This is a genomic window from Streptomyces sp. H51 (assembly GCF_035656535.1).
Classification (GTDB): Bacteria; Actinomycetota; Actinomycetes; order Streptomycetales; family Streptomycetaceae; genus Streptomyces.
This window is the reverse complement of sequence record NZ_JAYMHD010000077.1, coordinates 233892-246326: the sequence shown is the minus strand read 5'-3', so window position 1 is coordinate 246326 and position 12435 is coordinate 233892. Positions and strand designations below refer to the sequence as shown.

Below are 12435 nucleotides of genomic sequence, written 5' to 3'. Positions count from 1 at the left end.
GAGTCATGCGGGGACCTGGGGCAGTGGTGCGGGCGGTGCGTGTCGACTGCGTTCGGCCGGCGGGGTGTTGAGGCAGTGACGGCACAGTGTCTCGTCGCCGACGGGCCGGAACAGTGTCGGCTGCAGGTGGTCGCCCGCGCACTCACGGGTGCCCATCAGACGGGCGGAGAGGCGCGGGGACGGATGGGGGCCGGGCTGCCCGGCGTCGGGGGTGCGCGGGAGTGACGCGGCGGCTGCCGGTGCCGGTGCGGGCGGTGTCGGGGGCGGTACGTCGCGCAGGAGGTGCCGCAGCAGGCCGCCGGGGCGGTGGACGGGGGTGCCGTCGTCGGGCAGGCCGCGCAGGATGTGCAGGCGGACGGTGGCGGGCGGGTGGCCGGCGGCCAGCCAGCGGGCGGTGAGGTCCGTCAGCTCGGCGTGCATCGCGCGCGGGATGTGCCGCAGGTCGGGGGAGAGGGCGGGAAAGGCGTCGACGAGGGCGCGGGCCTGGTCGAGGTGGGGGAGCGGGGGATCGGGCCGGTGGTTCTCGTGGTCGTGGCCTACCCCCTCCTGGGCTTGCGGGGAGTCCGCGGCTTGCGGGGCTGGCGAGGGGTGCGGGGCTTCGGGGGCTTGGGCGGCTTCGGCGGCATCGGGTGCGTCCTCGGGGGGTTCGGGGGGTTGGTTGGAGGTGTTCCCACGGGTGTTGCGGTGGGGAAGACCGTCGGTGAGCCGACCAGTCCGCTCACCGACGATCGGATTCGGGGCACTCGGCGCGACCTGCGGCGATACGGGCATCCGGGCAAGGAGCTTGGCGGCTTCCCCCGGGCTCAACGGCACGTTGGAGACGAGCTGTTGGGTGACCCAGTGCCCGCCGGGCCCCTGGACGCGCCGCTCGTGCACGAAGCCCTCGTCCTTGAGCTGCCGCTTGGCCCGGGTGAAGGCGCAGCCTCCGATGCGGGCGCGTTCGGCGGTCCGGGAGAGTGATTCGCGGGCGCCCTCGGGCAGGGAGAGCTGCCAGGTCAGGAGGCGGACGGCGTCGGAGGACAGCCGGGGGTGCCGGATGAGGTCGTGGGAGAACTGCGTGAAGGCGCGCGGGGGCGCGATAAAGTGCCGGTAAATCACTGTGGGAGGTCTCGACTTCCACTGGTGGTCCAGGCCCTCGCGGACGGTTGCAGCCGTCGCGGGGGCCGTTTTGTGTGGTGCGCTGAGGTGACGGTAGCGCACGCAAAGTGTTCGCGTGAGCGCTATCCGTGAAGAACGGTTCCTGTGGGGGCCTGTCACTCGTACGAGCCAACTTGTCCCTGTTCGGGCGCCCTTGACGCACGGGTGTTCCTAGCCTGCGGGAAGGGTGGACGGTCGGTCCGGCGGCGGGAGGCGAGGGACGTGGACGTGGGTGCGGACTCGGGTGTGGGTGGCGCGGAACCCGACTCCAGCGGGGATTTCCTGCGGTGCTTCGGCCGCCAGATGAAGCTGCTGCGGGAAGCGGCCGGGCTGACGCAGGCGCAGTTGGGCGAGCGGGTCGGTTACGGCGAGGCGCAGATCGCGGCGGTGGAGCAGGGGCGGCGGATTCCGAAGCCGGAACTGATCGACGCGGTGGACCGGGCGGTGGGGGCACGGGGTGTGCTGGCGGCGATGAAGGAGGAGGTGGCGAAGGCTCGGTATCCGTCGTTCTTCCGGCGGTACGTGCAACTGGAGGCGGAAGCGGTTGAGTTGCATGCCTACATGAACCATGTGGTCAAGGGGCTCTTGCAGATCAAGGATTACGCGCGGGCCGTCTTCCAGATGTGGCGTCCGTTGCTGAGCGAAGAGGCGATCGAGCAGGGCGTCGCCACGCGGATGGAACGACAGAGGTTCTTTACGCGTCGGCCCGCACCGCTCCTAAGCTTCGTCATTGACGAGCACGTGCTGAGGAGGCCCCTTGGCGGGCGAGAGGTTCAACGAGGCCAGTTAGAACAGCTCTTGCTCTACGGACACGAGCGCAACATCGAGATGCAGGTCATGCCGCTGGACCGGGAAGAGCATGCCGGGCTGGCTGGACCGTTCACGTTGATCCACCTGGAGAATCAGCGCAGGATGGCGTACGTGGAAGTGCAGGGGCTGAGTTCCTTGCACACGGATCCGAAGAAGGTCAGTTCGCTGGAAGCGACGTACGGCGTTCTCCGAGCGCAGGCGTTGACCCCCCGTGAGTCTCTGGCCTTCATCGAGAAGCTGTTGGGAGAGCTATGAAGGCAAGCAGCCCCGAGCCTGCCATCCAGCAACTGAGCTGGTTCAAGAGCAGCTACAGCGCGGGTGATGGCGGCGACTGCGTCGAGGTCGCGGACGCCGGCACTGCCGTACTGATCAGGGACTCCAAGCGGCCGGAGAAGGCGATTCTCTCCGTCAGCGTCGATGAGTGGACCGCGTTCGTGCGGATGGCCGCGCGCGGCTGACGTGTGGTGAGGGAGGGGCGGCCGGTTGGTACAGCCGCCCCTCCCTCATGTCACTCGCTCTTCTTCCGGCCCCGCGTCTTCTTCTCGGGGCGCCAGTTGGTCAGGTCGGCGTCGGACAGGCCCCGGTCCGTGCGGCCGGAGTCGAGGGCGGCCTGGAACTCCTCGGCGGGGTTGCCCTCCCACTCCTCGTCGTACTCGTCGTACCACTGGTGCACCCAGGGCATGACCTCGCGCAGCCCGGCGAGCAGCGGGACGAACCGGGGGTCGTCCTTGGCCCAACCACCACTCTCGACACGGTTCGTGAGGAACCCGACAAGGGCTTCGGCCTGCTCGCGGTGGTTCCAGCCGGCCCAGCCGAGCAGGAGGGACGGGTCGGAGTCGAGGGAGGCCCCGGGGTAGGAGATGAACCGCTCCTTGGGGACGTCGAGCTTGCCGCGGTTCGACCAGTAGGAGTTCTTGAGGAAGTCCGCGCTGGCGTACTTGGGCGGCACCTTGATGTCGAGCCGCTTCCCGGCCCGGTCCTCCTCGCGCTGCTGCTCCCACGCCTGTTCCCACTGGGCGCGCTTGCGCAGGCCGGAGTCCTTGTAGCGGAGGGCGGCGAGGTACGGCACGTGCTCGGGCTCGACGATGGCGGCCAGGACGGTGGCGAGGGAGGCGTCACGCTTGCCGAGGTGGTCGGCGGCGTACAGCTCGGCGACGGCCTGCACGTCCGGGTCGTGGCGGAGAGCATCGGCGAGCTGGTTGACGGTGAGCGGACGCGGCACGGTGAACCCGTCCCGCTCCTCGAACCACAGTTCCTCGCGCTCGGCGGCGTCGAGCAGCCAGTTCCGAAGAGCGGTGCCCTCCCGCTTCTCCCAGGGCTCGACGGACCAACGGCGCTTGTACTCGGGGCGTTCGATAAGCCGGATGTCCTTGTTGGCCTCGATGAGGTCGATCCGGGCTTGGACAACCTTGCGGTATGCCTCGGGCCAGTGCGCGGGGATCTCCGTGGCAGGCGTGGATCCATGCCGCACGAACCAGGCGGTCTCGGCCTCCCCGGCGGCAACCTTCCGCGCGAGCACGATCTCGAACGCCCGCTGGCCGAGCGCGACTTCGGGTACCTCAGCGATGGTGGTCTGCGCGACCTCCTTTGGGCTGAGCAGCCCGTAGGCCCCGTAGACGGTCCAGTCCAGCTCCTCTTGCAGCGCGATCGCGCGGCCCCGGATCCGTTCCTGCGTCCGGCGGGCTTGATCAAGGGCAGCACGGGTTGGGACGGCAGCTCGGGTGAGCATGGAGGATTCGTGCTTGGCTGATTCCTGGGCGAGGGCATCGAGGTCACGAGAGAGGGAGAGGGGAAGTTGCTTGGGGAGTGGGAACTCCTGGAGTTTGGTACCGGTGAACTCGTACCGCTCCTCCCAGTCCTCGTCCTGCAGCCCACGCCCGAGTCCGCTGCCGCCCTTGCCCTGGCTAACCTGCTTCAACCAGAAGCAAGCAGCCGAAGAGTTCAGTACCCCCAACAACTCCAGATGCCGCTCCTCACTCGCTCCCTCCGGCAACTTGATCACCGGCGCGGACTGCTTGAACACCTTCCCACCCCGGTCCAGCACGAAGTGGTTGTGCGTGGCCACGAACGCGAACGTGATTGAAAAGGGTGTCCGATAGCGTTCGCTGACCCATCGGTACCAGGTCCACCATGGCTCATCCGACTCGGCGCGGGTCTGGCCGCCGAAGCCTGTTGTTGCACCAAGAATGGTGCGCATGGTCCAGAGGTGGTGTCCCCAAGTGGCATCGGCGGCGAAGGGGATTGGTTTCTGGGATGCGTCATACGGGACGAGAGCTGGCTGATTATCGGCGATGTCCCAATCGCGTACGACATCTCCGGTGATCAGCGCGCGTTTGAGTGACACGGTATCGGGGCGTTGCTTGAACCACGGATTTGACAGGAAGAAGACCTCATCCTGTCCGGGGAAGCTGGCGAATCCGATGGCCTTGTCGAGTAGTGCGCCCAGACGGGAGTGGCCAGCCTCCAGATTTGCCATCACCTCCGAGGCGCCACCGCCTGAAAGGCTCCAAGGGAACTCGGCAAAGGTCGAGCGCGGAGCATCAGTACAACTCACCCATTCCGACTCGCTCCCCGGCCGTCCCACCTGCTCCGTGATCGCCGTCCACACCAGCCCCTTCGCGGCGTCCTCCGGTTGGTTGGGCTCTCCCCGAACGCCGAGCACCGCTCGGATCACGTCGGCCTGCCTCGACTGGTGATTGCGTCCGGCCAGAATCACCGTAGGGGTCCCGTGGCCCGGAATGAATGCGCCCGAGGTGTCGATGACGTGGGTGAGGGTGACACCCTGGAAATCCCTCTTCTGGCCCGACTTGGGGTCCTTGTACAGCCGTCCCCCATGGAAGTACGCCTCAATGAGGACCTTGCCGAACTCCCGCTTCATGAACGAGTTCGAGGTGATCTGCCCGGTGAAGCCACCGTCCCGTTGGTCACCCTCCGCGCGGATCGCCAGTTCGAAGATCCGCTGGGCGAAGGGCACCGACAGCGCGTACTTCCCGGCACAGGAGAAGTAGGCGTACCGGTAGTTCTGGTTCTCCTGGCTGTCCTTGACCGTGATGTACGGCGGGTTCCCCACCACCACGTGGTACGACCCCCGCCCGAGCAGGTCCACCTCCCGGGCGTACAGGTCCACGTCCTCCGTGCGGTAGTAGAAGGGCTCGTTCTCCGCGAACAGCGTGTCCAGCGCCTCCGTGACCGTCTCCGCGCCCCGCCCGTGCAGCAGCGAGTCCGCGACCGCCACCCGGATCGGCAGTTCCGGCGCCGCGCTCAACTCCCGTACCCCGCAAGCCTCCAGCGCGGCCACCAACAGCCGGAACCGGGCGATGGCCACCGCGAACGGGTTCTTGTCGGCGCCGTGGACGGACTCCAGGGCGCGCCGGACCAGTACCCACTGCTCGGTGCCCGGCTCCGCCTCCCGCCACTTGGCCAGCAGCCGCCGGAACAGGCCCAGCAGGAAGTGCCCGGAGCCGCACGCCGGGTCGATGGAGCGCAGCCCCCGTACGACCTCCGCGCCGTCCGGGCCGTCGGCCCACAGCTCGCCGCCCCAGCCGTCGGGCCGGTGCTTCCAGGCCGGCGTGAGGCCGAACTCCTCCACGGCCGGTTCCAGCGTCAGGTCGAGGATGAACTCCTCGACGAACACCGGGGTCTGGAGCAGCGCGTAGGTCTTGCGGGCGTGCTCGGAGAGGTCCTGGTAGAGGTCGCCGAGGAACCGCGTGCCCAGCGCGGGGTCGGTGAAGTCGTGGACGATCTCGCCGTCGGCGCCGCGCTGCCGCCAGAACGCCAGCAGGGCGGACGCGGCCTCGTAGGAGGGCTCCACCTCGTACAGCGGATTGTGCGCGCGGTCGAACAGGCCGGCGGCCGTCGGGTGGGCGGCGGCGAGCGCGTCGAAGGCCTCGAACAGCCAGTCGCGGTCGTTCTTCTGCGGGTGGCGGCGGAAGAAGTCGTCGTGCCGGTCCTGCGCCTCCGCCAGCCGCTCGCCGGGACCGGCCAGCCACGGGTCGGGAATCAGGCCGTTGTCCTCGGCGAACCGGACGAACACGCACGCCAGCACCCACGCGGCGGCGATCTGCACGACCCGCTCGTCCCGCCACGTCTCGTACATCGCGGCCGTGCGCTCCGCGGCGAGGGCCCGGTCGTACTCGGCGCGCAGCGCGGCCCGGAACTCCGGCTCGCTGTCGGTGCGCTCCCGCAGGTCGTCCTCCAGCAGGCGGGCCTGCGCCTGGAGGTCCTTCAGCAGCCGCACCCGGTCCAGCGAGGCCCCCGCCCCCTGCGTCCCCTCCGCCGTCACCGTCACAGCCGCACCTCACATCCTGCTCACGGCCCCGCGATCACCGCGGACGCACCGATTTCCCGGCGAACCCCCCAAGGCCCGCCGTCCCATCCTGCCAGCTCCCGTGCCGCCCCCGGCCGGTCCTCCCCGCGCTTCCCGGGCCGGAGACCTGCGGCGGTGCCGGTTCAGCTACGGGGCCGGCCCATCACGATGGTGGCCGTGCTGAGGGCCGCGGAGCCGATCACCGCCAGGAAGATACGGAGCGTGAGGGACGACGTCGGGCCGAGGATGGCCGGCGTGGCGACCAGGAACGCGCCCAGGGCGCTGATCGCGACGCGCCACAGCAGGCGCATGCGGGAGTGCTTGATGATGACCGGCAGGCGTACGGCCGCCACCGGCGTGCTGCCGGGATCGTCGGGGCCGAGACGGACGGTGACGTGGGTGAGGGCGTCGAAGGAGGCCGCGTCCGGCTGGAGCCAGAACTCGGTGGAGTCGTAGCGCAGGGCCACGTCGTGCGAGGCGTCCGAGGAGACGCGCAGGAAACGGCCGTCCGTGTCACAGGCCAGCGTGATCTTCGGGGTCTCGGCATACCGCTCGGAGTAGAAGCTGACCGGCAGCCGTGCGGGCTGAAGATCCCCCAGACTCAGCCGGCCTCCCGCCTCGAAGGTGAAGGCCCTGGCATGGGCCAGGTGCGTCGGCGGGTCGATCCGCATGAAGTACGCGTTCTCGAACGTCGGATGGAGAGCGAGGCGACGGGCCACGCTGATCCACAACTGTGCCTGGTCCCCGCCGGTCCGTATCGGGAAGGCGGGGAACTTCAGCACGGCGGGGAAGTAGGTGCCGGAGTTCCCCTCGACGATCTTGGCGATGGCTCTGCGGCTGTCGCTCCGGATCTCCGCCAGGGAGAGCGAGTAGTCGTCGAGATCGACGTGGTCGGTGACGCGTAACTTGAACAGGAACACCTCGGCCGCGCATTCGGCGGCCACGATCTCGGCGACCCTGACCGGCAGCAGGAAGGCGTCGTCGGGCGATGCGGCGTCGGCGACGAAGCCCAGCAGCGCCCGCATGCCGAGGACGCTCCCGTTGGCCACCTTCTGCTGGAGGGGCGAGGCGACGTACCGGGCTTCGTAGCGGAACTGCATGCACGCACCCCGTGGGAGCGCCAGCGCGGTGAGGATGTCCTCGGAGTAGCGGCGCCGCGCGTTCGACGACAGCAGCAGGACCTGCGGACGCTCTTCCTGGTTGGTCACGTTCCCCCCGAAGCGTGAAGGCGGAGCTGTCAGACCGCGTCGTACAGGGGCTGCATGCCCCACCGGGCCTGCATGGACTCCTCGAGAGAGAGGTAGCGGGGCCAGACGCGGTCGCCGGGCAGCTCGTCGACGGTCAGGCGCGCCGCCGGCTCGTAGCGGATGCCGGCACGGACGAGTTCGTCGTGACGACGGCAGATCACCTTCTCCTCGAAACCGTCCGCCTGGTCGCAGGTGAGGTCGATCACCTGGCGGGCGGGATCGTCGGGGGAGCCGATCTCGATCCAGCAGTGGTGGTCGACGGACGAGATCCGCGGGTCGGTGAAACGAAGACGGCCGTAGCAGTACGTCGCCTCGATCTCCTGCTGCCGCAGGCGTCGCGCCAGCCAGACGGAACTCACTCCGCACTGCCCCTTCGACGAGAGCGGCTCGCGGGCGTAGCTGGGATGCGCGGTGCCCAGCGACCACGCGGCCTCCAGCCGATCCCGGTAGCGCCGCAACTCCTCGATGGGCGGGGTGCGCCGTCGACCGGACGGCGCGTCGGCGGAAGGCTCTGCTACATGCTGGAGGGTTGTCACTTTTCGGGTTTCTTTTCTCGCTGTACTGTCCGTGCCGAGGACCACCAGGAGATTCCGGTATTTCCCCGGCCGGCGGTCCGTGCAATGGTCCGACGATGACTGGCGTCGGGTGAGGTAGCGGCCGAAGGTGTCGTAGTAGTACGCCACCGGGGCGGTGGCGAAGGGGACGAAGTTGGTGGCGTGCAATGCCGAGCCGGAAAAACCGAGCAGCGGATTGAACGCTGTCACGATGAACTTGCATCCCATGGCCCGGAGGTGCTTCACGGCTTGCCCGACGGTGAAACTCATGAGGTTCCGTGCTGCGTCCGACAATCCTAGGGCGCGGGTGAGGATGAGCAAGTTGCCGCGTTCCGCCGGAATGCCGTGCGTCCTCAGCGCCCTGATGACACCCGGCCTGTCGCACATGGAGAACGCCAGGTAGGCGAAGGGGTGCGAGGCTCCCTGGAGGTAGCATCCGACTTCCACCATGGTGTCGGCCCGTGCGCAGAGCAGGTAGTGCAGCTTGGACTGGTACAGATGACCGACACTCGGTGGCACCGGAGCGAAATTCACTCCGACGGAGGATCCGTCGGTGCGCCGGATGGTGAAGTCCCGCCGAGCCTCGCTGCCGCCCAGCAGCAGGGAACTGTTGGCGAGGAGATCGGCGTCCCTGACGTAACTCGAAATTCTGCTGCAGCGTGCGATGAGCTGCGGACGCAACTGGTCGTAAATATTCCGGTGGGTCCTTTGCGGCCCTTCTTCGGGGAATACGGAAGGGGCGTGCAGACGTAACTGTATGTCGAAGTCCCGGGCGCTCATTCCGCAGAGTTCGGCATCAGCCGCCACGAATTCCCGGCACGCTCGGGAAAACGCCTCGACGGTGGGGTCCCGCAGTTCCTGCACCAGTGCCGGCCAGGCTCGCGCGGGCCGGCGGGGATGTGGTCCTGCGGACTGCTGCCGCCCGGAAGGGACGCACGGCCGGGCGCCCGACGCGGTTGCCCGCCGGGGTGTGGCCGTCTGTCCCGGTGCGGTGGGTCGTAACGTACGGCTTGATTCGGTAGGGCCGAGGGCGGTGCCGGCCATCCGTCCCCCCGCTATCAGGAGCCGACAGGGACTGGCCATCATACGGCGACGCCGCGGCGCTGTCAGGTGAAGCGGCCTCAATTCCGCTGACGGGCAAGGATGTTGAGGGAGCAGGTGCGTGAGGCCGGTTACGAGACCGACGGCGAGTGGACCCTCCGCCGGCCGTGCTGCCCCGTCCCGCCGGAGGACTGACACCGACGAGCGGCGCGAGCGTGGCCGTTCCGCCGAGTCTCGCTGAACCCTCCCCGGACCGGCCGGTGGAGCCATACGCTGACCTGGGGATTCCGCCGACCGGGCTGAGGCTTGGCTCTGTACGGCGGAAACGGAGGGGAACAGCGGGCCGGGAGACAGCCCGTCCGTGCGACGCCGGGGAGTGGCCAGACGCCGCCAGTCGGCGGGCCGGACGCGCGGTGCGGTCCGGGACCGGGAGGGGCATGAACCGCTGGGTCGGCATCGTCTCGCTGCGGGACACCGCGGCGCCGACACCCGTACACCGGATCGCGCTGGCCATCGAGGCCGCGCGGAAACGCACGTCGTACAGCCTCGGCGGACGGCAGGTGCCGTACGAGCGGATGCGGGCCGCGCTGCGGCGGGTCGGCCAGCGCTACGCGGCCGACTCGCAGTGGGACAGATGGTCGTACTGCATCGACCTGGCCGGCGACTTCTTCGACGGCGGCGGGTACGTCGGCGAGCTGCCCCGCTGGCTGACCGGCGAACTGCGGGCCGTACTCGACGCCGACGCCGCCCCGGCCGGCAGGCGGGCCCGGCAGCACAAGCCACAGGCCACGCGGACCGGGAGCCGCAGGTCCGGGTCGTCACGGCCGCCCAAGAAAGCCAAACCCGCCGCACCCGCCCGCACGGCGCCCGCCCGCCCCGACCGCGGCGGGCACCGGCCGGCACCGGAGCCGCCGCCGCGGCCGTACGTCCGCGTCCAGCGGCAGCGCACCGTGCGGGACGTCGTCCCTGCGCCGCTGACACAGCCGCCCGCAGCTCTGGTGGGCACGTTCGGGGACGTGGTGTGTGCTGCGATCAGGGACTCCGTAGGGGAATGGGACGCCGGGCCGGAGACGGTGGCCTGGCTCGGGCTGGCGGCATCGCACCGCAGCCACCTCTACGAGAGCGGGCTGGCCGAGACCGCCGTGACACAGCACGTCCTGGCCATGCTGGACAAGCTCGGCCGGAGCACCCTCGACGTGATCCTCGTCGACGCCTACGTCGCGGATCACGAACCGGAGAAGGTCGGTGTCCAGTCGAGCGAGCACCACCGACGCTCGGCGGCCGCCCGGAGGGCCCTAGGCGCATGGGCGGCCGGGCGCGGCCTCGTCCGCATGGGGGCCGGTGAGGCCCAGCATCCGGCACCCTCCGTCGCAGAAAGCATCGCCAAGCAGATCCTCGGCGTGCTCAGTCTCACCGACGCACACGACACCGCCCGGCGGCTGGTCGAGAACGTCTGCGCCGGTATCGACCGCGCTCCGGACGACGTCGGCGGCGCGGACCCCACCACCGCCGCACAGACCCTCTTCGACCGGGACGGGCTCACCTACGACTACGCCGAGCAGGGACCCGACCACAACAAGACGTTCGTCGCCACCGCCCGGCTCCGCGACGGCCGCACCGCACACGGCAGCGGGCCGTCGAAGAAGGCCGCGAGGGCCGCGGCCGCCCGCGCCCTTCTGCGCGGCCACGCGCAGGCGGCAGCACCCCGCGGCGGACAGGCCGCCGCCCCACGGATCGCGGTTCCGCCGCAGCCCTACCGCAACGTCCCGCTGAGGTACCGGGACGCCTTCGCCGACCTGACGGCCATGTTCGAACTCGACGGCCGGCGCGCCGCGGGACTGCTCGCCCAGGCCCTCACCCACGCGTCGTACGTCTACGAGAACCAGGAGGAGGCCGCCGCCCACCGGCAGCGCGACAACCACCTGCTCGCCCACCACGGCTCCGTGGTCCTCAACCACCTGGCCCGGCACACCAGGACACGCCAGGTCCTGGCCCGGGGACTCGTGCCCGACGAGGATGAGGCCCGCATCCACACCCCCGCCAACGAGGACACCACCCGGCTCGGCACCGCCCTTGTCCTGAGCGAGGCCGTCCTCACCGGCCGTGGGGAGACCGGGCAACGACCCGGCACGGTCGCCGACGCCGCCCAGGCCGTCGTCGCCACCGCCTGGCGGACCCACGGACCACGACTGCTGCACCGCAGACCCGCCCTGCTCGACGACTGGCTTGCCGGACTTCAGCACCAGCACGACCCGGTCACGGCCGTCAACCAGCTCATGGTCGCCTTCGGGATGACGTACGCCTTCGAACACGAACTCACCGGCCCGGACCACCTGCAGACCTTCACCTCCACCCTCGTACTGCACGACGCACGGGGCCGCGTCCACCGGTGGACCGCCCAGCCGGACAGACCCTGCTCCAAGTCGGACGCGGACAAGGCGACCGCCCGCGACGTCCTCGACATCCTCTCCGCGCCGGCCGAGGACCTCGTCGACACGCTTCTCCCGGCCGAACGGGACCTGCTGCGCTACCTGCTGCGCGCCCAGTTCGACGGACTCGGGCCGACGAACGCACGCCAGCGCGCCCGGATGGCCGGCGGCGGCCTGCTCGGCACCGACCTGCTCGCCACCGGAGACCTCGACGCCTTCGGCGCCTGGGCCGCACGCGTCGGCTCCCTGCTCGGCCCCGCGGACACCGCCGTACCCGACACGCTGCGCGAGCTGTACCGGCAGATCGTCCACGACACCCGCTCCGGTCCCAGTTCCCTCCTGCGCCGCATGGCGGCCGACCAGGGAACCGACCACACGGCGACGGTCCGTCGCAACGCGGCCGAGACGGTACGACGTGCCGCCGACCCCCGCTCATGGGGTGCCTCCGTCCGGGACGTCGTTCAGGACTGGTGGCGTGACCAGGCGCCACGGACCGGGGTCACGGTCCGGGACGACATGCGTCAGGAGAGCTTCCTGCCCCTCGCGGCCCAACTCGCCGCACTGCGCGAAACACTGGGCTGGTGCGGTGAGGCGGCCGAGGCGGCGAACACTCCGATCGACGTCGAACTGACCATCCAGGACGGCACCCTGCACACCGGGATCGGTCTGCACGGCGTGGACGCCAGGACGACCTGCGACGACTTCGCCCGCCTCCTGTCCCGCACCCTGCCCTGCACCGACTGCCTCGTCGACGACGACCACGTGCTGCTGAGGCTGCACGGCAGGCCCGACACGGAGTCCCTGCCACCGCTCGCGGAAGCCGGCGTGGACGCCTACCTGAGCGGGGGCGAAACCCGCCGGCCACCCGTCACGGCGCTTCGGGAAGAACCAGCCCCCTGAGCGGCCTCCGC

At 69.9% G+C, this 12435-nt stretch carries 7 protein-coding genes; 3 read left to right on the top strand and 4 right to left on the bottom strand.

What is annotated here, in order from left to right:
* Window positions 1-3 precede the first annotated feature (3 nt).
* Window positions 4-1098: a hypothetical protein gene (locus VKA29_RS29930; RefSeq protein WP_324789128.1), complete on the bottom strand. Its 1095-nt coding sequence runs from the start codon at window positions 1096-1098 to the stop codon at window positions 4-6.
* Between the two features lie 261 nt (window positions 1099-1359).
* Between VKA29_RS29930 and VKA29_RS29925 the strand changes: the two genes are divergently transcribed.
* Both VKA29_RS29925 and VKA29_RS29920 read left to right on the top strand, forming a co-directional pair.
* A complete protein-coding gene (locus tag VKA29_RS29925) occupies window positions 1360-2202 on the top strand; it encodes a helix-turn-helix transcriptional regulator (RefSeq protein WP_324789127.1) in 843 nt (280 codons plus the stop codon).
* Window positions 2199-2405 carry a DUF397 domain-containing protein gene (locus tag VKA29_RS29920; RefSeq protein WP_324789126.1) on the top strand — a complete coding sequence of 69 codons (207 nt, stop codon included), beginning with the start codon at window positions 2199-2201 and terminating at the stop codon, window positions 2403-2405. Before VKA29_RS29925 ends, VKA29_RS29920 begins: the two co-directional genes overlap by 4 nt.
* 50 nt (window positions 2406-2455) lie before the next feature.
* On the opposite strand, the gene pglX is transcribed toward VKA29_RS29920, so the two are convergent.
* From pglX to VKA29_RS29905, 3 genes are all read right to left on the bottom strand, one after another.
* Window positions 2456-6235, bottom strand: a complete 3780-nt coding sequence (pglX, locus tag VKA29_RS29915; RefSeq protein WP_324789125.1) for a BREX-2 system adenine-specific DNA-methyltransferase PglX — start codon at window positions 6233-6235, stop codon at window positions 2456-2458.
* Between the two features lie 161 nt (window positions 6236-6396).
* Window positions 6397-7461 (bottom strand): hypothetical protein, encoded by a 1065-nt coding sequence (locus VKA29_RS29910; RefSeq protein WP_324789124.1) that lies wholly within the window; start codon window positions 7459-7461, stop codon window positions 6397-6399.
* A gap of 29 nt (window positions 7462-7490) precedes the next feature.
* A complete protein-coding gene (locus VKA29_RS29905; RefSeq protein WP_324789123.1) occupies window positions 7491-8918 on the bottom strand; it encodes a hypothetical protein in 1428 nt (475 codons plus the stop codon).
* 614 nt (window positions 8919-9532) lie between these two features.
* On the opposite strand from VKA29_RS29905, the gene VKA29_RS29900 reads away from it, so the two are divergent.
* Window positions 9533-12424, top strand: a complete 2892-nt coding sequence (locus VKA29_RS29900) for a putative dsRNA-binding protein (protein ID WP_324789122.1) — start codon at window positions 9533-9535, stop codon at window positions 12422-12424.
* Window positions 12425-12435 lie beyond the last annotated feature (11 nt).

What these genes read in the sequence shown, in the direction of transcription:
- VKA29_RS29920 (WP_324789126.1), top strand. Translation starts at nt 2,199, where the DNA reads ATGAAGGCAAGCAGCCCCGAGCCTGCCATCCAGCAACTGAGCTGGTTC.
- VKA29_RS29900 (WP_324789122.1), top strand. Translation starts at nt 9,533, where the DNA reads ATGAACCGCTGGGTCGGCATCGTCTCGCTGCGGGACACCGCGGCGCCG.